Origin of the sequence: Komagataeibacter rhaeticus (genome assembly GCF_011611525.1) — a bacterium.
GTDB classification, from domain to species: Bacteria; Pseudomonadota; Alphaproteobacteria; order Acetobacterales; family Acetobacteraceae; genus Komagataeibacter; species Komagataeibacter rhaeticus.
Genome location: NZ_CP050139.1, coordinates 90,210 through 112,212 on the forward strand (window position 1 = coordinate 90,210; position 22,003 = coordinate 112,212).

At 63.4% G+C, this 22,003-nt stretch carries 16 protein-coding genes, 1 tRNA gene and 1 pseudogene; 11 read left to right on the forward strand and 7 right to left on the reverse strand.

Features of this window, described 5'->3' with window-relative positions:
• Window positions 1–3 precede the first annotated feature (3 nt).
• The 3 genes from GWK63_RS00390 (at window position 4) to GWK63_RS00400 (ending at window position 3,439) form a co-directional block, all read left to right on the forward strand.
• Window positions 4–1,575, forward strand: coding sequence for a Do family serine endopeptidase (locus GWK63_RS00390; RefSeq protein ID WP_034927231.1), 1,572 nt, complete (start codon window positions 4–6; stop codon window positions 1,573–1,575).
• A 184-nt stretch (window positions 1,576–1,759) separates the two neighbouring features.
• Entirely contained in the window at window positions 1,760–2,674 is a 915-nt protein-coding gene (folD, locus tag GWK63_RS00395; protein ID WP_034927234.1) for a bifunctional methylenetetrahydrofolate dehydrogenase/methenyltetrahydrofolate cyclohydrolase FolD, read from the forward strand.
• 27 nt (window positions 2,675–2,701) lie between these two features.
• Window positions 2,702–3,439 (forward strand): methylenetetrahydrofolate reductase, encoded by a 738-nt coding sequence (locus GWK63_RS00400; protein WP_007397143.1) that lies wholly within the window; start codon window positions 2,702–2,704, stop codon window positions 3,437–3,439.
• Between the two features lie 45 nt (window positions 3,440–3,484).
• Here the strand turns inward: GWK63_RS00400 and GWK63_RS00405 are convergent, their stop codons facing one another.
• The gene (locus tag GWK63_RS00405; RefSeq protein ID WP_007397142.1) at window positions 3,485–4,060 is read right to left on the reverse strand and encodes an NUDIX domain-containing protein; all 576 of its coding nucleotides are present in this window, start codon (window positions 4,058–4,060) and stop codon (window positions 3,485–3,487) included.
• A gap of 215 nt (window positions 4,061–4,275) precedes the next feature.
• Here GWK63_RS00405 and GWK63_RS00410 point away from each other — a divergent pair, with 215 nt between their 5' ends.
• From GWK63_RS00410 to GWK63_RS00435, 6 genes and pseudogenes are all read left to right on the forward strand, one after another.
• Window positions 4,276–5,469, forward strand: a complete 1,194-nt coding sequence (locus tag GWK63_RS00410; RefSeq protein WP_007397140.1) for an MFS transporter — start codon at window positions 4,276–4,278, stop codon at window positions 5,467–5,469.
• Window positions 5,470–5,523: 54 nt separating this feature from the next.
• A pseudogene (locus GWK63_RS00415) lies at window positions 5,524–6,096 on the forward strand (LOG family protein); the annotation flags it as partial.
• A gap of 57 nt (window positions 6,097–6,153) precedes the next feature.
• Window positions 6,154–6,230: transfer RNA gene (locus tag GWK63_RS00420), tRNA-Pro, on the forward strand.
• A 285-nt stretch (window positions 6,231–6,515) separates the two neighbouring features.
• Complete coding sequence (locus GWK63_RS00425) at window positions 6,516–7,175, forward strand: polyprenol monophosphomannose synthase (protein ID WP_007397137.1); 660 nt, start codon at window positions 6,516–6,518, stop codon at window positions 7,173–7,175.
• 513 nt (window positions 7,176–7,688) lie between these two features.
• On the forward strand, window positions 7,689–8,429 hold the full coding sequence (locus tag GWK63_RS00430; protein ID WP_007397136.1) for a glycosyltransferase family 2 protein: 741 nt from the start codon (window positions 7,689–7,691) through the stop codon (window positions 8,427–8,429).
• 38 nt (window positions 8,430–8,467) lie between these two features.
• Window positions 8,468–9,175, forward strand: a complete 708-nt coding sequence (locus GWK63_RS00435) for a TVP38/TMEM64 family protein (RefSeq protein WP_223846597.1) — start codon at window positions 8,468–8,470, stop codon at window positions 9,173–9,175.
• A 201-nt stretch (window positions 9,176–9,376) separates the two neighbouring features.
• Here GWK63_RS00435 and GWK63_RS00440 read toward each other — a convergent pair whose 3' ends face one another.
• Together GWK63_RS00440 and GWK63_RS00445 are read right to left on the reverse strand one after the other, a co-directional pair.
• The gene (locus tag GWK63_RS00440) at window positions 9,377–10,636 is read right to left on the reverse strand and encodes a hypothetical protein (protein WP_223846598.1); all 1,260 of its coding nucleotides are present in this window, start codon (window positions 10,634–10,636) and stop codon (window positions 9,377–9,379) included.
• Between the two features lie 95 nt (window positions 10,637–10,731).
• On the reverse strand, window positions 10,732–12,027 hold the full coding sequence (locus GWK63_RS00445) for a hypothetical protein (RefSeq protein WP_007397133.1): 1,296 nt from the start codon (window positions 12,025–12,027) through the stop codon (window positions 10,732–10,734).
• A gap of 507 nt (window positions 12,028–12,534) precedes the next feature.
• On the opposite strand from GWK63_RS00445, the gene GWK63_RS00450 reads away from it, so the two are divergent.
• Window positions 12,535–13,986: a glycosyltransferase family protein gene (locus GWK63_RS00450; protein WP_157772022.1), complete on the forward strand. Its 1,452-nt coding sequence runs from the start codon at window positions 12,535–12,537 to the stop codon at window positions 13,984–13,986.
• A gap of 107 nt (window positions 13,987–14,093) precedes the next feature.
• Here GWK63_RS00450 and treF read toward each other — a convergent pair whose 3' ends face one another.
• Window positions 14,094–16,358: an alpha,alpha-trehalase TreF gene (treF, locus tag GWK63_RS00455; RefSeq protein ID WP_396415495.1), complete on the reverse strand. Its 2,265-nt coding sequence runs from the start codon at window positions 16,356–16,358 to the stop codon at window positions 14,094–14,096.
• Window positions 16,359–17,145: 787 nt separating this feature from the next.
• Here treF and tldD point away from each other — a divergent pair.
• Window positions 17,146–18,606, forward strand: coding sequence for a metalloprotease TldD (gene tldD, locus GWK63_RS00460; protein WP_007397128.1), 1,461 nt, complete (start codon window positions 17,146–17,148; stop codon window positions 18,604–18,606).
• Between the two features lie 106 nt (window positions 18,607–18,712).
• Here tldD and GWK63_RS00465 read toward each other — a convergent pair whose 3' ends face one another.
• The 3 genes from GWK63_RS00465 to GWK63_RS00475 are packed head-to-tail and all read right to left on the reverse strand — an operon-like array spanning window position 18,713 to window position 21,847.
• On the reverse strand, window positions 18,713–19,462 hold the full coding sequence (locus GWK63_RS00465) for a pyridoxine 5'-phosphate synthase (protein WP_007397127.1): 750 nt from the start codon (window positions 19,460–19,462) through the stop codon (window positions 18,713–18,715).
• Window positions 19,459–20,448, reverse strand: a complete 990-nt coding sequence (gene pdxA / locus GWK63_RS00470) for a 4-hydroxythreonine-4-phosphate dehydrogenase PdxA (RefSeq protein WP_007397126.1) — start codon at window positions 20,446–20,448, stop codon at window positions 19,459–19,461. The genes GWK63_RS00465 and pdxA overlap by 4 nt, the downstream gene beginning before the upstream one ends.
• Complete coding sequence (locus GWK63_RS00475) at window positions 20,441–21,847, reverse strand: M20/M25/M40 family metallo-hydrolase (RefSeq protein ID WP_039998529.1); 1,407 nt, start codon at window positions 21,845–21,847, stop codon at window positions 20,441–20,443. Before GWK63_RS00475 ends, pdxA begins: the two co-directional genes overlap by 8 nt.
• Window positions 21,848–22,003 lie beyond the last annotated feature (156 nt).

Consider the following 22,003-nt stretch of genomic DNA (forward strand, 5'->3'; position numbering starts at 1 on the left):
ATCATGTTCAGGGATGCCATGTCAGACGTATTGCGGTCGAACACCCTCACTTCCCGCCGGTTTCGCAGCAGGTTGCTGGCTTCGCTGGTTGTCGGCACGGTCGCGGGCGGCTGCCTGCTTGCAGCCCCCCCGGTGCGCGCGGATGATACCGGGGCCATCCACCCTGATACCCAGATCCAGCAGCTGCCGAACTTCGTGCATCTGGTCAAGCAGGTCAAACCGGCCGTGGTCTCCATTACGGCACGCATCAAGGATGCCGATACGGGCGAGGATGGTGGTCCCGGTGGCATGCCCGGTGGCTTCCCGTTCCCCTTTCCCTTCCAGATGATGCCCCAGCAGGCCCACCGCACCGTGGAGGCGCGTGGCTCGGGCTTCGTCATCTCTCCCGATGGCTATGTCGTGACCAACAACCATGTGGTCAAGGGTGCGACCAAGGTCACCGTGACGCTTGATGATGGCACGGCGCTCCCCGCCAAGATCGTGGGCCGCGATTCCAAGACCGACATCGCCCTGCTCAAGGTCTCCCCCTCGGGCAAGCTGCGCTTCATCGAACTGGGTGATTCCGACAAGGTCGAGCCGGGTGAATGGGTCGTGGCCGTGGGTAATCCCTACGGGCTTGGCGGCACGGTCACGGCGGGTATCGTCTCCGCCCGCGGGCGTGATATCGGTGATGGTCCCTACGATTCCTTCATCCAGGTCGATGCCCCCATCAACCGTGGCAACTCGGGTGGCCCGCTGTTCACGCAGGATGGCAAGGTGGTGGGGGTGAATACCGCCATCCTGTCTCCTTCCGGCGGGTCGATCGGTATCGGCTTTGCCATTCCGTCCGACACGGTCAAGAACATTGTCGATCAGCTTGAAAAGACCGGCCATGTCACGCGCGGCTACCTTGGCGTGACGGCGCAGGCCATCACGCCGTCCATGGCCAGCGCGCTTGGCATGAAGCCCTCTGCCACGGGGGCGCCGGCAACCGGCGCGCTGGTGGCCAGCGTCAGCGCGGGCAGCCCGGCGGAAAAGGCGGGACTGAAGGCGGGTGACGTCGTGACCGAGCTGAATGGCCAGCCGATCGACACCCCGCATACGCTGGCGGTCAAGGTGGCGACCATCGTGCCGGGCACGAAGGCCACGCTTTCCTACCTGCGCAACAACAAGCCGCAGACGGCCAGCGTGCTGATCTCCACCCTGGGCAAGGGCGGCACGGCCGATGGCACGGTGGGCGATACCACCCATGATGCCGACAAGGGCCCGAAACTGGGCGTGACACTGGCCCCGCTGACGCCCGACCTGCGCCAGCAGCTGGGGCTGGAGGAAAGCGTGCGTGGCGTTGTGGTGAGCGACGTGCAGCCCGGTTCCGCCGCTGAACAGGCGGGCATCCATGCAGGCGACGTAATCCAGGCGGTGGGTGACGTGCCGGTGGAAAATCCGCGTGCCACCGTCTCCGCCATCCGGCAGGCGTTGCAGGCCAACCATTCCGTGCTGCTGCGCGTCGTGCGGAACGGGCAGAGTGTGTTCGTGGCGGTCAGTCCCAACGCGGACGATGCCGACACCGCCAGCCCCGATGATGATGACCAGTAACATCCCGCCAGCCTGATGGCCCGCTTTGTGGCCGCGACAGTCCTGTCGCGGCCATTTTCGTGCATGCCTGCCGGGGCGGGCGCATTTTTTCGCTGTTTCGGGCAAAAAAGCGGGGGGCGATGATTGTGGCGGACGGGCATCTTGCCTTATCTGCACGCATTGCCATGTTCGCCTTGGAGGGATGATGACCGGTCCAGCACTATCCGATGCCCACGGATCGTCGGGTGCGCGCCTGATTGATGGCAAGGGATTCGCCGCCCGCCTGACGCAGGATATCGCAACCGAGGTCAGCGCGTTTTATGACCGGCACCGCATCACCCCCGGCCTGGCCGTGGTGCTGGTGGGCAATGATCCCGCCAGCGAGGTGTATGTGCGCAACAAGGCGCTGCAGACCCATCGCGCGGGCATGCGCTCGTTCATGCACATGCTGCCTGCCACCACATCGCAGGAAGAACTGCTGGGCCTGATCGCCCGGCTGAACGTCGACCCCGAAATTCACGGCATCCTGGTACAGCTGCCCCTGCCCGGCGGGCTGGACCCGGTGGCGGTGACCAATGCCATCGTGCCCGAAAAGGACGTGGACGGGCTGGGCGTGGTCAATGCCGGCAGGCTGGCGCTGGGCCTGCCGGGAATCGTGCCCTGCACGCCGCTGGGCTGCCTGCTGCTGCTGCGCCATTATGTGGGGGACATGCGGGGCCAGCACGCGCTGGTGATCGGGGCCTCCAACCTTGTTGGCCGGCCCATGGCGCAGCTGCTGCTGCAGGAAGGCTGCACCGTGACCGTGGCGCATATCGACACGCGCGATACGGCGGCCCTTGCCCGGCAGGCCGATATCGTGGTGGTGGCGACCGGCGTGCGCGAACTGGTGCGCGGTGACTGGATCAGGCCCGGTGCGACCGTGATCGATGTCGGTATCTCCCGCGTGAGCCTGCCCGGCGGCAGGACCCGGCTGGTGGGGGATGTGAAGTTTGATGAGGTCGCCCCCCATGCGGGGCTGATCACGCCGGTGCCGGGCGGGGTAGGACCGATGACCATCGCCTGCCTGCTGCGCAATACGCTGGATGCGGCGCGCACCATAGTGGAAGGGCGCGCGCCCTGAAGCGTGCTGCCGGGAAAGGAATGAACCATGGGCCTGACGGCTGTCGAACTGATCCCGCGTGACAGGGAAACCCTGCTGCGCGATGCGGGCGAGGTCAGCCAGCATTTCCCCGATGCGCAGCTGATCAATATTCCCGACCTGCTGCGCTTTCCGCTGCGTAGCTGGGAGGCGGCGCGCCTGATCCGCCCCATCTTCCCGCGCGTGGTGCCGCATGTCCGCGCAATCGACATTGCCCCTGATGCGCCGCTGCCGGGGGCGGATGATCCCGGGCTGCGCGAAGTGCTGGTTGTGGAGGGGGACCCGCCGACCGACCTGCGTCACCGCACCTATCCCAATACCAGCGAGAGCGTGATTGCCCGTTACCGGCGTGAGGCGCCGCACCTGGATGTCTATGCCGCGTTCGACCCCTACCGCCGCGCGCCCTACAAGGAAATGCAGGCCATCGAGCGCAAGAAGGAAGCCGGGGCCATGGGGTTCTTTACCCAGCCGATCTTTGACATGCGCATGCTTGACCTGTGCATGAACTGGCTGGAGGGGGAGACCGTGTTCTGGGGCATCTCGCCCGTCATCGGCCCCAGGTCACGTTCGTACTGGGAGACGACCAATCACGTCATCTTCCCCCATGATTTCGACCCCACCCTTGAAGCCAACATCGCCTTTGCCCGGCAGATGATGGATACGGTGGCGCAGGCGGGGGGGAACACCTATCTCATGCCGCTGCGGGTCAAGCTGGAGCGCTACCTTATCCCCCTGCGCCGCGCATAGGCGGTGCGCCGGGCCTGCCCTGCAGGGAACGGGCCCGGCCGGGGGTCAGATCCAGCCATGGGCGCGGATCAGCCCGAATGCCGCGATCGTGACCATGCAGGTAATCCGGCCATCCACGATCATGGCCTGCATCTCGGCCAGGGTTACGGTGTGGCAGGTGATGTCCTCTTCCGTGTCCTCGCGCTGGTGTGGTCCCTGGCGCAGGCCGGTGGCAAGAAAGGCGCGGCCTTTCTGCGTGGTGTAGCCCGCACCCTGGTACATCAGCCCGGCGTCACGCATGTGTTCGGCCACAAGCCCGGTTTCCTCACGCAGTTCGCCGCGCGCCACGTCCTCGGGGGTGGCGTCGGGGCGATTTTCCCACATGCCCATGGGCAGTTCCCACATCCGCTGTCGGATGGGATAGCGGTACTGGCGGATCAGCGTGACGCGGGGGCCGTCCGGCCCGTCCCATAACGGCAGGATCACGACAAAATCACCCCGTTCCACCACGCCATACAGGCCCTGCCTGCCGTTGGGACGGATGATGATGTCCTCACGGAGCCGGGTCCATGGGTTTTCATAGGCGGTACGGGTGGAAACTGTTGTATAGCCACCCGCATCCGGGGTGGGAGACTGTGTCATGAAACGCCATCCTTCCTGATCGTGTCCATCATGCCCGCATGCGTCATGCACAGTGCTGTGGTGCGGGAACGAATGCGTGGTTTGGTTTTTTCAGCTTTTTCCATAAGCGGTATCAAGGGTCGTTCCACAGGCATTCTGCCCGCTGGCTGGCATGGCCGCCAGCCACGACCGGGCAGGGCCTGTGTTTTTTTCAAACTCTGGAGTGCAAGCGTATCATGACCGGGCAGCAGGCGTCATCTGGGTCACCGACACGGCGGATACTGCCCGTCGTCCTGTTCAACCTCCTGTGTTACATCGATATCGGCCTGCCGATGGCGGTCATTCCCGTCTTTGTGCATCAGGTGCTGGGCTACAACACGGTTCTGGCGGGGCTTGCGGTCTCGCTGCAGTACCTGGCCACCTTTGCCTCGCGCGCCAGTGCCGGGCGGCAGGCCGACCGGCGCGGGGCCAAGCCCACTGTGGTGGTCGGGCTTGCGGTCTGCACGCTGTCGGGGGCGGCGCTTCTGCTGTCGGGGGTCATGCTGCATTTCGCGGCCCTGTCGATCGGGCTGCTGATCCTGAGCCGCATCCTGCTTGGCGTGGGGGAAAGCTGGACCGCGACGGGCGCGATCATGTGGAACATCGGCCGCGTGGGCGCGGCGCGGACCGCGCAGGTGATCTCGTGGAACGGGGTGACATCCTATGGCGGCATTGCCCTTGGCGCGCCGGTGGGGCAACTGCTGGCGGGGCTGCCGCTGCCTTATGGCGGGCTGACGGTGGTGGGGGCGCTCTCGGCGGCGCTGACCCTGTTCGGTTTCATGCTGGCGCGCCAGTACGCGCCCGTGCCCCCGGTGCCCGGCAAGGGGCCGCCCATGCCGTTCCGCACGGTGTTCATGCGCGTCCTGCCCCATGGGCTGGTGCTGGCCTGCGGGTCCGTGGGGTTTGGCACGATCTCGGCCTGCCTTGCGCTGTTCTATGCCCATAACAACTGGAACGGGGCGGCCATGGCGCTGGCGGGGTTTGGCCTGACCTTCATGCTCATGCGTTTCGTGTTCGCCCGGCAGATCGACCGGCGGGGCGGGCTGGTCGTGGCATTTGTCTCGCTGCTGGTGGAAACGCTGGGTCTGGGGGTACTGTGGCAGTGTGCTTCTCCCGGCGGGGCCGCGCTGGGGGCCGCGCTGACGGGGGCCGGATTCTCACTGGTCTTTCCGGCCATGGGCGTACTGGCCGTGGCGCGTGTGGGGCCGGAAAACCGGGGGGCGGCGCTGGGGGCGTTCTCCGTTTTCCTGGATATCGCGGTGGGCCTGTCCGGCCCGCTGCTGGGGCTGGTCATCCAGACCCTGGGGTATGGCGCGCTGTTTGTGACCTCTGCCCTGTTTACGTTGGCGGGCGTGGGTGCGACCATTGTGCTGAAATTCCTGTCACGCTGAGCGTGGCTGGCTGACATTCTTGCAAGGAGCAGAGCTGGGGCGATGCAGATTTGATCCGTTGCCGTTTTTTGTGGGTCGCGCTTCGGCTCGCGGCCGGAATATGCCGCGCAGGCCCGCGCGCTGGGGGGCGCGCTGGGGCATGCCGGGATCAGGCTGGTCTATGGTGGGGGCCATGTGGGGCTTATGGGCACGGTGGCGGACGCGGCCCTTGCCGCGGGCGGGGCGGTGACGGGCATCATTCCCGCCTTCCTGCATTCGCGTGAGATCATGCATGAAGGGGTGACCGACCTGACCGTGACGGAGGGGATGCATGACCGCAAGGCGCGCATGTTCGCGCTGTCCGATGCTTTTGTGGTCATGCCCGGTGGGCTTGGCACGTTTGACGAGACGATCGAGATCATGACTTGGCGGCAGCTGCGCCAGCATGACAAGCCGATCTATATCGTCAACATCGCGGGATGGGCCGATTCCCTGCTGGCCATGATCGAAGGCTGCATTGCCGACGGGTTTGCGGCCCCCGCCGTGCGCGACCTGTTTGCCGTCGTGCCGGATGTACCCGCGCTTATGGCGGCGCTGGAGGCGCTGCCCGCACAGGCCGGCGCGCGCGATACCGTGGCGACGCTGTAAATCTTTTCATCTTATCCCCTTGCCTAAAGCCCGGCGGCCTTGTATAGCCGCCTGCAACGGAGTGTAGCTCAGCCTGGTAGAGCACTGTGTTCGGGACGCAGGGGCCGGAGGTTCGAATCCTCTCACTCCGACCAGATTTGCAAGCCGGAGGCTCTTGGCGTCCGGCTTGTTTCTGTTTGCGGGTGCGCATATCCCTGATATTGCAGCGGTCCGGGAAATCCTTTATTCCCCGTTCCCTGTCATGTGTGATCCGTCGATGGCGCATCCGCCGCCCCGCCATCCGTATGCAAGCCCCGGGATCTTTACCGAGTATGCCAGTTTCTTCAGCCCTCGCGCATCCGGATATGTATGACGGGGGGACAGTCCGATCAGGTCCGGCCCTGAGCATCATCATTCCATGCTATAATGAATGCGGGAATGTGGAGCCGCTGTTCCGTGCGGTGGAACGGGCGCTGCCGCATCTGCACTGGGAACTCATATTCGTTGATGACAGTTCCCCCGATGGTACCATAGGCGAAGTCTGGCGCCTGGCGCAGGCGGACAGCCGCGTGCGCGGTATCCTGCGTGTTGGCCGTCGTGGCCTGTCCTCTGCCGTGATCGAGGGGGTCCTGTCGTCATCCGCGCCGGTGGTTGCGGTGATGGATGGCGACATGCAGCATGATGAACGCCTGCTGGCACGGATGTTCGATGCCATCCAGAAGCAGGGTTATGAGGTGGCGATCGGCAGCCGGCATGTGGAAGGGGGCGATAACAGCGGCCTTGCCAATGCATGGCGGCTGTTCCTGTCCGATGCGGGCATCCGCATTGCCCAGCATTTCCTGTCGGTGCGGATCAGTGACCCGATGAGCGGGTTCTTTGCCGTGCGGCGTGACCTGTTTGTCAGTTGCGTCGCCCGGCTTTCCGGCACGGGATTCAAGATCCTGCTGGACATGCTGATGGCGCAGAAGACCGCGCCGCGTGTGGTCGAACTGCCGTTTGTTTTCCGTTCGCGCCATGAAGGGGAAAGCAAGATGGACCGCAAGGTACTGCTGCAGTTCGGACAGATGATTGCCCATCACGTATTCGCGCGAAAGAAATAACGCGCAAGCCGTGGCATCCGTTGTCCGTCACGGGCTGCGTCCAGTGGCGAGGGGGCAGGAATGGCCTTGTGCTATCCGGTCCAGTCCTGCAAAAGCATTCCCTTCAGAAGGCATGATTTCCGTTACAAAACAAAACAATATTAAAAAAATATTTACTTTATTTTTATGAAACTGCAAGTGAATGTATTTAGGATACATTTACTCTTATTGTAACTTTACTTCAATCCATATTGACAATGAAATGGACCCTACACATCCTTGTGCTTGCTCGTCGTTATTCCTTCGGGCACCAGGGGTTGGGTCCTTATTCCCGTGCCCGTCACGGCATGTCGCATCATAAGACAGTAACAGGAATGGTTTATGACTGATATGCTTATGATGTATGATTGGAATACAGGTCGCATCCAGCGACTAGCGCTGCATAAAGAGATGTCAAATCAGGGCGGTTTACGATAGACCATCTGCGTGGATGACCTTGGTTTCATGTTCTATCGATAGGAAACTTCAGCTTTTATGATGGACGGTAAGCGCATTGCGGTGGTTCTGCCCGCATATAACGCAGGAAAGACCTTGCAGCAGACCTATGATGAAATCCCCAGGGACATTGTGGACGACATCATCCTGACTGACGATGCAAGCAGGGACAATACCGCGGAACTCGCCCGTTCGCTTGGCATTCATGTGATTGAACATGACACGAACCGTGGCTACGGCGGCAACCAGAAAACGTGCTATGAAAGCGCGCTGGCCCGGGGTGCGGATATCGTCATCATGCTGCACCCGGACTATCAGTATTCTCCACGCCTGATCCGTGCGATGGCCGCCATGCTGACTTCGGGGCATTATGACGGGGTCATTGCCTCACGCATATTGGGCAAGGGGGCGCTGCAGGGTGGCATGCCGCTGTACAAATACGTGGCAAACCGGGCGTTGACGCTGACGCAGAACATCCTCATGAATGCCAAGCTGTCCGAATACCATACCGGGTATCGTGGCTGGAGCCGCGAAGTGCTGGAGACAATACCGCTTGAGCAGTGCTCGGATGATTTTGTCTTCGATAACCAGATGCTGGCCCAGGTCATCAATGCCGGGTTCCGCATTGGCGAAATTTCATGTCCCACGCGCTACTTTGCCGAAGCCTCGTCCATCAATTTCCGCCGGAGCGTGAAATACGGTCTGGGCGTGCTGAAAACATCCGCCTCCTACCGGTTGAACCGGATGGGCATTTACCGTGAGAAAATATTCAAGAAATGAACATGTTGCTGGGTGATGACCGCAAATGCGATGCTGTCTTGAAAAAAGACCGCAGCACCGGTTTCAGGATCATACCCATCGCTTTCGGTTTCATCGTACTGGCCGCCATCCTGTTTCTTGTCCGCTATAATGACATTGCGGCCGTGATCGGGACTGTACTGACCAATGTTCATGAAGACAGTGCCTGGCGCGGCTGGCTGGCGTGTGAACTGATCCAGATTGTGGTTGCCCTGTGCGGCATCCTGCCTGCCTCGGCCACGGCAATGGGTATCGGCGCGGCCTACGGTATTGTGGACGGTTTCCTGCTGGCGGCTCCCGCCACCATGATCGGGGCGCTGATCTCCTTTGTCCTGTCACGGACCTTCCTGCGCGGCCTTATCCACAGGTTCCTGTGTAAACGGACCCGGCTGGACCGGCTGGACCGGGTTCTTTCTGCCGAGGGGTGGAAAATTGCATGCCTGTTCCGTCTCTCTCCCATCATGCCATTTGCCATTACCAGTTATGCGCTGGGCATGAGTTCGCTGTCCATGCGGGCCTACCTCATTGGTACGCTTGCTTCCCTGCCGGCCCTGCTGGGCTACATCACCATGGGGGCACTGACGGCCCGTAGTCTCACGTCTGTCACGGGTGAAAGCATCTCCTGGGTCCATGCCGCCATCCTGATATTAGGGGTTGTGGGCACCTTTGCATTGATCTGGCACCTGACGCGCGTCATTACGAAGGTCCTGTCCAGAGCGGACGGATGACGCCACCGTCCGGGGGCCGTCTGGATTGTAAGGGTTTCTGGCGAGGCTTTTTTCAGGAAGCCTCAGGCAATGTCACCTTTTTGAAAAAAGGCGACATCCCGGACTTTCGTTTTTTATCAGCAGGCTGTTCCCGGTCCTGATGGATTTCAGGTCCCTTTCCGCCCCGTGCACTGTGCCCGGCAAGGGGCGTACGGACATCATTCAGGGCAGATGCATGGTCCATTCGGGTTCCGCGGGCCAGACCCGCAGGGCATGGCTATGGTCATGCCGCCACAGCGCGACTTCACCCCACCATGAGGGACCATGCAGCATGTTCTTGCCGGTGGCCACATAATGATAGGCCCCCATCACCAGCATGATGGGTACGAGATACGCGCAGATTTTCCTGATGGTCCGGGTTCCCGTCACGGCCAGGCAGGCAATGCTGACGGCAAACAGGGACTGGCCGACAAAAACATATCGTTCGGCACAGCCAGCCGGAAGCGCGGTGACCGCCCCGCCCAGCGCGCCGTATAGCGAGGCCGAGCCATGAAGACCCGCAGCCAGCGCGAACCAGACCGCTTCACGCGCATCCCTGTCGCGGATGGCCTGCCTGACCAGTATGCCGGCCAGCAGTACGATCAGGAGAAGTGTCAGAATCACAAGGGAATAGGGGGTATCGCCCGCCATTTCCATTTTCTGGAGATGATGGCCCGCATGGACGACGAAATGCTTGAACCCGATGAAGGGGTACATGATGTAGCGGCTAAGAAATACCAGGACGAAATCACAGAAATTGAAGTTGTATACCCTGTCATTGAACTTGTGGAAGAAGAAGAGCATCTGTATCGCGCTTGACAGGTTGATGATCAGGCACTCGGCCAGCCTGGAACGCGAACGGTCGACCAGGGCGCGCAGGATGAAGAGCGGCGCCAGTATGACCCCTCCCGGGCCGCTGAGGGGCGCCAGGAAAAGCAGGATGCGGCGCAGGGATTCACGCCATCCCGTTTCTGTCGCCATGGACACGATCAGTCCGCAGCACAGGGCAAGGTGATATTGGGAATGGATGCTGTGCAGGGACACTTCCGCGGATTCGGGAACAAGCAGCAGCAGGGCGGTAACGGTACAGCGGACCCTGAATGTCGAAAGCCATGCATCCCGGGCGGTCAATATAATCAGGGGCGCACAGAGCTGGAACAGCAGGGCAATGGCCATGGTAAGATAGGGCGCATCCGCAACCGGCATGAAGTGGAAGGCCAGCAGTGTGCTGGCATTGGCCACGATGTTCAGGTAGCCGCCATAGGAATAGAAAAGGGCATCGTACCAGGAGGAGGTGCAGGCCTTTTCAAAGAATATGCTGCCTTCTTCCGCCATGAAACGCCCACCCTGCAGCAGGGCGGAATGGAAACGGACCAGAAGCAGCAGGGAAAAGAGGGCAAGCGGAAGAAGGACTTCTTTTTTATTCCTGTAAGGCACATTCATCGGCATGTTCCGGCGGGATGGTACGTTTCAATACCGGAATAGTCATTATCGCGCATTGTGATGACAGTCTGTAACGAATTGCGAAAAAAAACTTTTTATACAGGCGGGTTGCCCGCATCGCATGGCATGCATCCGTCCGATGCATGGGGACGGCAGGCCCTGACAAGGGTGGAGGCAAGCAGGAGTTCTGTCACGCAGGCTATCAGGATTGTGACCAGCACCCACCACATTCCTTCCCGCAGCAGCCAGAGCGCCGACTGGACGACGGTCGTGCCGTGACGGTGGGTCAGGGCACCGTCTATGGAAACAAGGTCATGATACCATGTGCCCGACCATAAGGCCCCCAGTGCCAGTGGCAGCGCGTAACGAAAGCGGCGCAGGCTGCTTGTATCACGCAGGGCCGACAGGGCTGGCAGCACAAGGATGAGATGGATGGCACGGTAGCCGATGTTCTGTGCGGTAAAGAAACAACTCAGGACCAGCAGCGCCCCCACCAGCAGGAAGGAACGCTCCCGCTCGTTCAGGGCCGCTGTCGCGCGCGAATGGATGCCAAGCCTGACACCGGTGCCAAAGGCGGCCAGGGACATCACGCCTTCCATGATCCGCGCCGCGGTGGCTGGCAGTCCCATGCGTTCCGTCAGGCCGCCCCCCAGTGTCCGGGCGCCGAACATGTCTCCAAAGTAGGAACCGGTCGGGATCAGTGTCAGTGCCCGTGTCAGGTCATGCCAGCTGATGATGACAAACAGCGCCACCAGCAGCGTGCTGGCAGCCGCAACACCAAGGAAGCGGAGCGGTCTTTCGCGTGTGGCGATCAGCATCAGGGTCATGGGATAATATTTGAGCAGTCCGGCCAGCAGGGCCAGTCCATATCCGACCAGGCGGAAGCCATATGACCGGCAGGCCAGCGTGGCCGCGCTGGCGGCCAGTACGAACAGGATCAGGTCATTATTGCCCCGTTCGAGTGCAAACAGGCTGGCGCTGGAGACGACCCCGGCCGTAATCCATCGCGTATCGCGCCATGACCGGCCCGCGGGCAGCAGCAGCAGGGAGGCGAGAAAGGCCATATCCACCCCCAGCCCGATGGGTGGCAGCCAGGCCGGTGTCATGGGAAAGACGCGCAGTACGGTCCATAACGGTGAATAGTCATAGACCCGGTCCAGCAGGTCGCACGGGTTGGCGACATAAACGTCCACGCCCCTGTTGATGCAACGGATCGCGGAAAGGACCGTATCGGTATCGATGAAGGGTACGGGAAAGGGATGGATGCCCCACAGCTTGATGAGACTGCGGTAGAGGGATGTGAAGCCAGAACAGTACAGCGTAGCCATGAAGGCAAAGAGGCCCATGGCGGCCAGCGCTGGAAATATCTGTCTTCCACGCAGATTTCCCAAAGCAGTTTTTTCCTTTCACCCGGTCAGACGGGCTATCCATATGGTACGTCCGATCTCCTGACAAGATTCATCATGGGATGACAAATGTCGCAGGAAACAGGGAAATTCCTCAAATATGGCGCACCGGGAATGTTTCAGCGCAGGGGATCACCCCTATCCGGCGCGCCCTGTGCGTTGGGACATGGAATTCTGTTTTTTCAATGGTGACGGCGGCATTCCCTGCCAGGCGGGACGTGCCTGGGGCTGTGTCGGGATCGGCGCGGCACGGGCAGGAAAGGCCGGGCACGCCTGGCATCGTTCGGGCTGGACCGAAACACGATGGTCACACTTATTGGCTTGTCGGGCGGTGGCATGATGCTGTTTATCATACGCCCGTCCCGTCCGGCCCCGGACAGTCCTGAACCGGGCAGGCTGGCTCCCGGGACCGGATAGCCGCATTACGCCGCCACACCATCCGGACGGCTGGCGCTTCCGCCCGTTCCCGCTATGTCATGGCAGAAAAGTAGCATGAGATCCTGTTCCGGCACCTTCCGAGAGACTGTGTACCTGCCGCTGGCCGTCATACTGTTCCTGGCGCTTGCCATCCGTATCCTGCTGGTTTTCCTGTCCCCTGGGCCATTACGGGCAGACGAGTTCTTCCAGTATATGGAGCCAGCCTACCATCATATTACCGGCCATGGTGTCTTTACATGGGAATGGCGCCACGGAATCCGCTCCTGGCTGCTGCCGGACATGATTGCGGGCATGCTGAAGGCCGGTCATGCGCTTGGACTTGGGTATAGCGCCAGTTTCGTGCGCAGTGTGCTGGCGGTGGGCTCACTGGCGCTGGTCGCGGGTTTTGTCTGGGCCGGATGGCTGACCGAGGGGCTGGAGGGCGCATGGATCTGTGGAATGGCCGCTGCCTTCTGGCCCGACATGGTCAATGCATCCTTCCGCACGCTGGGTGAAACCATTGGCGGCAACATGCTGGTGCTGAGTGTGCTTGTCATCTACATCGCGATGAAACGGCGGGGCAGGGCGCATGTCCGCGCGCCCGTGCTGTTCCTGTCCGGGCTGCTGGCCGGCTGCGCCTTTGCATTCCGTTTCCATCTGGCGCCAGCACTCCTGCTGGAAGTCGCCCTTGTGGTCTATCTGGCGGGGCCGCGTGCCATTGTCCCGATCGCGGGTGGTCTGGTCGTGCCCGTATGTGTGCTGGGTATCGTGGATTACCAGACGCTGGGCCATCCGTTTCAGTCCATATACAAGAATTTCCAGATGAACGTGAACGAAGGGGTCGCCCTTCGTTATGGCAGCATGCCTATGGCATTCTACCTGTTCGGACTGTTCCATTACTGGGGCGCGGCCTTTGTGCCGGTATGCTGGCTGTTCTGGAAAGGCATGCGGCAACAGCAATACATGGCATCCATTCCATTATTCATCCTGTTATATTTTTCGCTCATTTCCCATAAGGAAATGTCCTTCATCTATGCCGCGATCCCGATCGTGATCCTTGTGGCATCACTGGCCCTTGCCGGACTGGTCCGCTCGGGCCGCGTCATGCCCCTTCCACTGGTGGTGGGGGGGATGGTGGTTCTGGAACTGGGGGTCTTTGCGTCATCCTATGCGGATGAAATCCATCGCAACAACCGGATCATGGTCATGCAGATGAAGGCGGCGCAGATGCCCGACATGTGCGGCATGGCGCTGGTGGGGCGGGATGGCGGATGGTGGCTGTCGGGTGGCTACAGCCACATGAAACCGGGCCATGCCCTGTATCTGCTGACATCCGGCCGTGACGGCGATGTGCCCGCATCGCAATACAACTACGTCATCGGGGGCGACGGATTCGACATCTTCAATCCCGATGCGCGGAAGATCACCTGCAAGACGGGTGTCTGCCTGTATCACGTCAATTCGCAATGCGGCGGCACGCCAGATTACACCCAGTTCTCCCGCGCCCTGGCGGGTATGAATGAATGAAGGCCCCAGACGGACAGAAGCGTCCGTCTGCCGTCCTGACGCCTGAACCGCTTCCCGGTCGTGAAAAACGGGGAGCCGCCCGTTGCGGCGGCTCCCCCTGATCTGTTCTATTTGGAAGGAACCACGTTCTCGCCCGCTGCGGGGCGGCCAGCCGTCGTGGCGTCCTGTGTGGCCTGATCCGCTGTCGGGGACGGGGCCGTGGTCGCGCCATCATCCTTTGATGAAGGCGCGGCGGAGGACGGCGTGGCCGCCTGCGTGGCCCCGGCCGCCTGTTCCGTGCCAGCCGGCGGTACCGACCCGGGGGCGGTTGCGGCGGGCACGGCCTGCGCGGGCGCGCCGGATGGGGCTGCCGCCGGTGTTCCGGTTGTGGTGCTGGCGGGTTGTGATGCGGCGGGTTGTGCTGTCTGTCCCGTGGCCGCCGGCGTATCCGTAGCCGTAGTGGCGGGTCTGGCTGGTGGCGCGCCCGGTATGATCGTGGTGGGGGTGGGGGCACTTGCCCCCACGGTCGACATCTGCGGCAGCGCCGGGGTCGGGGCAACCGGGCGCGGGGTCAGGGTTACGGTCGGCTGGGTGTAGCGGCTCAGGGCATCGCTGTCGCTCTGCACGCCATAGGCATTCATGGGCGGCAGGGGCTGGGGCGATGGCTGGTCCGCCGCCGGGTTGCGGTCAAGCACCACGCGGGTGTTCTGCGGGTAGCGGTTCATCAGGCCAAGCAGCGTGCCATTGGTCCAGCCAAAGCCGATCTGCATGGGGTATTCGCCGCCACCCTTGCCGCCCTTGGGGCTGATGAAGGGATTGACCACGTCGTATTTTTCCAGCAGCACGCCGGATTTTTCATACGTGCCGATCACACGCCCCATCCACCGGGCCGCGATATCGCTGGCCAGCGCGTCATAGCCGTACTGGTTCAGGCCCTTGACCGCCATCCACTGCAGCGGCGCCCAGCCATTGGGCGAATCCCACTGCTGGCCGCTGCCGCTGCGTTCGGTGGCGATCAGGCCACCGACCTTGAGCAGTTCCTTGCGGATGGTCTCGGACACGGCCTTGGCCTGTTCCGGTGTTGCCATCTGCAGGAACAGCGGCACGGCGGTAGCGCCCGACAGGATGGAGGTGGATTCCCCCTTCTTCCAGTCATAGTCGATGAAGGCGGCACGCCGTTCATCCCACAGGATACGCTGCGCGGCGTCTATGCGCCCCTGCGCCAGGCGGCTGTAGCGGGCGGCGGCTTCCTTGTCGCCCTTCAGGTCATAGGCATGCGCCAGGGTCTGCTGCAGGTGCGGGATCAGGAAGTTGAGTTCCACCGTCAGCAGGTCCGTGGTGTGGATGGTGGACAGGGTATGCCCGTCGGCCAGCCAGCGCGAGGAGAAGTCCCACCCCGTTTCCGACCCCGCGCGCAGGTCACGGTAGACTTCTTCCTTCGGGCGGCCGGACTGGGCGGCGGTGGCGATGTCCTCCGGGTAGCTTTCATCGCGCGGGGTGTCCATGTCATCCCAGTGGCGGTTCATGACCGTGCCGTCGGGCAGGCGGACCACATGGCGGTAGGCCCCGCCGGGGGGCACGGAATCCTGCCCGTCCATCCAGTAATCGTATTCCGCCTGCAGTTCGGGCAGGAAGGTGGTGTAGGCCACCTGTCCGTCATGCATGGCCAGCAGGTCCACCATGAGCGAGAAGAACGGTGCCTGCGAACGGCTGAGGTAATAGGTCCGGCTGCCGTTGGGAATGTGGCCGTAGCGGTCGATCATCGAGGCCATGTCGCGGATCATGTCGCGCATGAGGTCGATCTTCTGGTTTTCGTACAGCCCGATCATGGTGAAGTAGCTGTCCCAGTAATACAGCTCACTGAAACGCCCGCCCGGCACCACGTAGGTATAGGGCAGCGGCAGCTGGGAGGAATAGGCCACCTGCGTGTCGGGCGGGCGGCTCAGCACGTCCCACATGCCGTTTATGTAGTCGCGCACGTTTTCATCGGGGCTGCGCTGGTAGGATACGGTCTTGCGTTCGGGCAGGGTGAAGTGCCGGGCCACGAAATCCTTCAGCGAGAAATCGGGCCGCAGCCGGGCGGTGTTGTATTCCGCCATCAGGTCGGCCGGGGCCTCGTCGGGTATGGCGTCGGCCGCGGTCTTGGCATCGGTATAGATATGCGCCTCGCCAATGGCCTCAAACAGGCCCGCCAGCACGATGGAGGGCGGCCGCAGGTCCTGCGCCAGTGCCGCCGGCGCCCCCGCGTCGGACAGCAGGGCGGTGGCGGGGGGGACGGGTGTGCTGCCGCTGGAAGCCGGTCCTTCCTTGTGCACGACCTGCGCGGGCTGGGTGCCCGGCGCGGGCGGCGGGGCGGGCGCGGTCTGGCTGGCCTGATCCGGGCCTGCGGGCATGGCCGTGCCAGCAGGGGCCGGTGGGGCGGCGGCGGGTGCGCCGTCCTGTGCCGGGACCGTAGCGGTGCCGGGCGGTGCTGCCGGGGCGGCGGATGGCGCGGGTTGCGGCGCGGATTGTGGTGCGGACTGGGCAGGCTGCGTGCCCGTGGCCCCGGTGGGGGGGGCTGATCCGGGTGTGGCCTCCTGCGTGGGCGCGGCCTGTGGCGGCGTGTGGGGGGCGGGTGTCGGGTCCTGTGGCGCGGGTGGCATGCTGCCGCTCCCCGAAAGCGGTTCGGGTGTCGGGACGGAATAGGTCTGCGCCCCGTCAGTTACCGGTTCGGCCGCGGGCGGCGGGGTGGAAAGGGCGGGAGCCGCTGCCGTCCCATCCGTACCGTGCGGTGCGGATGAGATGGAAGCGGGCGCAGCTGCCAGTTCCGCCTGTGGGGTGGCGGGTGCTGTCTGGGCCAGTGCTGACGTACCGGCGTAGAGAAGGCCGGCCAGCACAAGCCCGGCCTGACGGGGCGCGGACCGGGACAGACTTGAACCGCACAGGAGGGAAACTTTCACGAGACGCCATTTCTCCGAACAATGAAAACCTGATCTTTGCACAATGCCCTGCCTTGGTCTGGTATCACAAAGGGAAACCGTGCGGATGGAGGGAAGTTCATTTTCAGGCATGGTGGCTGTCATGAACAGGCACCCGCTTTCCCCCATGGGGTGAAACCGGCTATGCTGGGTGCCCTTTTGGCCCCACATGGGCCGAGCGTTCGTGATTTTTTCCCGTTCCGCCAACCGGAGTCGCCGCTTCATGCCCTCATCCCTTCAGGGTCTTACCCCGCTGGCCGCAACCGATGCCCTGTTTTACGAACGCGCCGGTGCCCGCCTTGGCCGCCCGGATGCCGAGCGTCTGGTCAACCAGGCGCTTACCGGCATGGATGATGGCGAGCTTTTCCTAGAATATCGTGAAAGCGAGGCCATTTCCCTTGATGAAGGCGTGATCCGCTCCGCCACCTTCGATACCTCATCCGGCTTTGGCCTGCGTGCCGTGCTGGAAGAGGAAACCGGCTTCGCCCATTCCGATGAAATCAGCGAAAGTGCCATCCGCCGCGCGGCCGAGACCGTGACCCAGATCCGCTCCGGCCGCACCGGCACGCTGGCCGTGGGGCCGCGCGCGACCAACCACCGCCTGTATCCCGACATCAACCCGCTGGCGGAGGGCACGTTTGCCTCCCGTGCCGCCATGCTGTCCGAACTGGATGCCTATGCCCGCGCGCGTGATCCGCGTGTGGTACAGGTCATGGCATCGCTTTCGGCGGAATGGCAGGCCGTGCAGATCATCCGCCCCGACGGGCAGCGCATGGCCGATATCCGACCGCTGGTACGCATGAATGTATCGGTGGTGGTGGAACAGGACGGGCGGCGTGAAAGTGGCGGCCACGGCCTGGGCGGGCGTTATGCCTATACCCGCCTGCTTGCACCGCAGGTCTGGCAGGGCGCGGTTGACGAGGCCCTGCGCATGGCGCTGGTCAACCTGGATGCCCGGCCCGCGCCTGCGGGCGAGATGGAAGTGGTACTGGGTGCCGGCTGGCCCGGCATCCTGCTGCATGAGGCCGTGGGCCATGGGCTGGAAGGGGATTTCAACCGCAAGGGCACATCGGCCTTTGCGGGGCTTATGGGCAAGCGGGTGGCGGCACCGGGTGTGACCGTGGTGGATGATGGCACCCTGCCCGAGCGCCGGGGCAGCCTGACCATCGATGATGAAGGTACCCCCACCAGCCGCACCGTGATGATCGAGGATGGCATCCTGACCGGCTACCTGCAGGACCGGCTCAATGCCCGGCTGATGGGTGTGCCGCCGACGGGCAACGGGCGTCGGCAGTCCTATGCCCACGCGCCCATGCCGCGCATGACCAACACCATCATGCTGGGTGGTGACGCCACGACCGAGGACATGATCCGCAGCACGAAACGTGGCCTGTACGCGGTCAATTTTGGCGGGGGTCAGGTGGATATCACGTCCGGCAAGTTCGTGTTCGCCGCGTCCGAGGCGTATATGATCGAGGACGGGAAGATCACATTCCCCGTGCGCGGGGCCACCCTGATCGGCAATGGCGCGGATGCCATGACCAAGGTCACCATGATTGGCAGCGAACCCGCGCTGGACCCCGGCATCGGCACCTGTGGCAAGTCGGGGCAGGGCGTGCCGGTGGGCGTTGGCCAGCCCACGCTCAAGATGACCGGCCTGACCGTGGGCGGCACGGGCGGCTGAACCATAAAAAATAGGGATCAGACGTTTTTGGGTGCCGCCTTTTTTCAAAAAGGCGGCGTTCTTCGAAGCTTTTTGGGAAAAAGCTTCACCAAAAACGTCTTGTTTTTTAAGCGCTTCGTGCCGCCGCCATGACCGCTTTCATGTGGCGGATGACTGCGGGCAGCCCGTCAAAAATGGCCTGCCCGATCAGGAAATGCCCGATGTTCAGTTCCATCACCTGCGGCAGGGCCGCGACGGGACTTACGTTTTCATAGCTCAGGCCATGGCCCGCATGGACTTCCAGCCCGCATCGCGCCGCATGTTCCGCCCCCATGGCCAGGCGGCCCAGTTCCACCGCACGGGCGGCCTCATCCACCGCATCGGCATAGGCGCCGGTATGCAGTTCGACCACGGCCGCGCCCAGTTGTGCGGCGGCTTCGATCTGGGCGGCATCAGGGTCGATAAAGAGTGAAACCCGGATTCCGGCATCCCGCATGCGCGTGATGCGCGGGGCAAGGCTTGCGGCCTGCCCGCGCACGTCCAGCCCGCCTTCGGTCGTGACCTCCTGCCGCCGTTCGGGTACCAGGCAGCAGGCATGCGGGCGCAGGCGGGTGGCGATGGTGGTCATTTCCTCGGTGGCCGCCATTTCCATGTTCAGTGGAATGGCAAGTGCTGCGCGCAGGCGCTCAAGGTCGGCATCGCGGATGTGGCGGCGATCCTCGCGCAGATGGGCGGTAATGCCATCCGCCCCGGATTCCTGGGCCAGCAGTGCCGCCAGCACCGGGTCGGGATGCGTGCCGCCACGCGCGTTGCGCACGGTGGCGACGTGGTCGATGTTCACGCCCAGCCGGACCGGGGCGGAGGGAAAGGTGTTCATGTCGGGTTCCTGTGTTCGGCCATCCGGCCTGCCATGCGCAGGGCGGCGACAAGGCTGGCCGGGTCGGCCACGCCGCGCCCGGCGATGTCAAAGGCCGTGCCGTGGTCGGGTGACGTGCGGATGATCGGCAGCCCCAGCGTGGTGTTGACCCCGTTTGTCATGTCGATGGTCTTGAGCGGGATCAGCGCCTGGTCATGGTACATGCACATCGCCACGTCATAGCGCGCGCGTGCGGGGGGCGTGAACAGGGTGTCCGGCGGCCAGGGGCCGGTGATGTCCATGCCGTCACGGCGCAGGGTTTCGATTGCAGGGATGATGAGGGTCTGCTCTTCCGTGCCCATGCTGCCGTCCTCACCCGCATGGGGGTTCAGCCCGGCCATGGCGATGCGGGGGGCCGCAATGCCGAAATCACGGATCAGGGCCGCATGGGTGGTGCGGGTGGCGGCGATGATGCCTTCGGTCGAGAGTTCGTCCAGCGCGCGGCGCAGGCTGACATGGATGGTGATGGGCACCACGCGCAGTTCGGGGCAGGCCAGCATCATCACCTCGCGCCCCGGCACGTTGCACAGGGCGGCAAGATATTCGGTATGGCCGGGATAGGCGAACCCCGCCTTCTTCAGCACGATCTTGCTGATCGGGTTGGTCACCACCGCGCCCGCCTGCCCGTTGCGGGCCAGTTCCACCGCACGCGCGATGGATGTGGTGATGGCGCCAGCGTTGCGGCTGTCCGGCTGGCCGGGGGTGACGGGGGCGGCAAGGGCGACCGGCAGCACGGGCACTGCCTGGGCAAACACGTCCGCCACCTGCGCGATGGTGCCGATGTCGCGCACCGGCACGCCGTGGCGCGCGATCAGGGCCGCGTCCCCCACCACGGCAAAACGGATGGTGCCGCCGCGCAGGGCCTGCCACGCGCCCGCCGTGATTTCCGGCCCGATTCCCGCCGGGTCGCCCATGGTCAGGGCAAGGGGGCGGTTTTCCTCAGGCATCTGCGGGGGCCATGGCGTGCAGGATGCGGATCCATGAACGCATGCCCTTGTGGAAGGAGGTCAGTTCATATTTCTCGTTGGGCGAATGGGCGCGGTCATCATCCAGCGCAAACCCCACCAGCAGGGCAGGCATGTCCAGTATGCGCTGCATGTCGCCCGCAACCGGGATCGAGCCGCCACAGCCGATGGTCACGGCCGGGGTGTTCCATTCATCACTCAGTGCCTGCAGGGTCGGCCGCAGGCCGAAGGCATCATCGGGCAGCGCACTGGCCATCGAGCCGCCGCAGGGGGTGAAGGTGACCGTGCAGTCGTCGGGCAGCATGGCACGCACATGGGCGCAGAAAGCCTGCCGGATGCGCACGGGGTCCTGCCCCGCCACCAGCCGGAACGAGACCTTGGCCACGGCCTCGCCCGGCAGCACGGTCTTGAAACCCTCGCCGGTATAACCGCTGGAGATGCCATTGATCTCGAAACTGGGGCGGCACCATGTCTGCTCGATGGCGGTATAGCCTTTCTCGCCCGCCGGGATGGAAAGCCCTACTTCCCCAAGGAAGGTCGCGTCATCGGGTGCGATTTCGCGCCAGCGCGCACGGAGCGCGGGTGAGGGGTCTTCCACGCCCGCGTAAAAGCCGGGCAGCACGACGCGGCCGGTTTCACCATCGCGGATGGACGACAGGACGGTACACAGCAGTTCCGCCGGGTTGCGCGCGGCGTTGCCGTATATGCCGGAATGCAGGTCGCGCGTTGCGCAGCGCAGGTGGATTTCCTCGCCCAGCATGCCGCGCAGCGTGGTGGTGATGGCGGGCACGCCGGGCAGCATGGCGGTATCGCAGATCAGCCCTACTTCGGCGCGCAGTTCATCCCGGTGGGCTTCCATGAAGGGGACAAGATTGGGGCCGCCGCATTCTTCCTCGCCTTCGATCAGCAGCGAGACGCGCACCGGCAGGGTGCCCGTGGTGGCGCGGATGGCGCGGATGGCCTCGATGAAGGTCATGACCTGGCCCTTGTCGTCCGACGCGCCGCGCGCGACGATGCGCCTTGCGCCATCCGGGCCAGCAACCAGCCCCGGCTCGAACGGACCGCTTGCCCACAGGGCCAGCGGGTCGACGGGCTGCACGTCGTAATGGCCATAGAACAGCACATGCGGCCCGGCGGGGGGCGTGCGGTCATGGGCGACCAGAATGGGGTGGCCGGGTGTTTCATGCATGGTGACGTCAAAGCCGAGGCCGTCAAGTTCATCACGCAGCCACATCGCTGCCCGCCTGCAGTCATCGGCATGTTCGGGCTGGGTGGAGATGCTGGGAATGCGCAGGAACGCGAACAGCCGCGCCAATGCCGCATCGAGTGTGCGGTCCGCCTGTTCCAGGACTGGAGAAAGGGTGGAAGGGGAGGCGGTCATGCATACTCCATATGTGAAAACAGGCATCCGGCAGCCCGGACGGGGAGAGGCGATTGTGCCTGTTATGGATGCAAAAGCAACGTGTCCCGGCGCTATGGGTCGCATCCGTCAGGCCACGGGCGTGGGAGAGGCACGGGTGTTCAGGCGGCAATATTT

Coding starts and splice junctions, on each gene's coding strand:
- GWK63_RS00390 (WP_034927231.1), top strand. CDS start 4: ATGTTCAGGGATGCCATGTCAGACGTATTGCGGTCGAACACCCTCACT.
- GWK63_RS00400 (WP_007397143.1), top strand. CDS start 2,702: ATGGGCCTGACGGCTGTCGAACTGATCCCGCGTGACAGGGAAACCCTG.
- treF (WP_396415495.1), bottom strand. CDS start 16,358: ATGCCCGCAGGCCCGGATCAGGCCAGCCAGACCGCGCCCGCCCCGCCG.
- GWK63_RS00405 (WP_007397142.1), bottom strand. CDS start 4,060: ATGACACAGTCTCCCACCCCGGATGCGGGTGGCTATACAACAGTTTCC.
- GWK63_RS00450 (WP_157772022.1), top strand. CDS start 12,535: ATGAGATCCTGTTCCGGCACCTTCCGAGAGACTGTGTACCTGCCGCTG.
- GWK63_RS00440 (WP_223846598.1), bottom strand. CDS start 10,636: ATGAATGTGCCTTACAGGAATAAAAAAGAAGTCCTTCTTCCGCTTGCC.
- GWK63_RS00430 (WP_007397136.1), top strand. CDS start 7,689: ATGATGGACGGTAAGCGCATTGCGGTGGTTCTGCCCGCATATAACGCA.
- tldD (WP_007397128.1), top strand. CDS start 17,146: ATGCCCTCATCCCTTCAGGGTCTTACCCCGCTGGCCGCAACCGATGCC.
- GWK63_RS00410 (WP_007397140.1), top strand. CDS start 4,276: ATGACCGGGCAGCAGGCGTCATCTGGGTCACCGACACGGCGGATACTG.
- folD (WP_034927234.1), top strand. CDS start 1,760: ATGACCGGTCCAGCACTATCCGATGCCCACGGATCGTCGGGTGCGCGC.
- GWK63_RS00475 (WP_039998529.1), bottom strand. CDS start 21,847: ATGACCGCCTCCCCTTCCACCCTTTCTCCAGTCCTGGAACAGGCGGAC.
- pdxA (WP_007397126.1), bottom strand. CDS start 20,448: ATGCCTGAGGAAAACCGCCCCCTTGCCCTGACCATGGGCGACCCGGCG.
- GWK63_RS00465 (WP_007397127.1), bottom strand. CDS start 19,462: ATGAACACCTTTCCCTCCGCCCCGGTCCGGCTGGGCGTGAACATCGAC.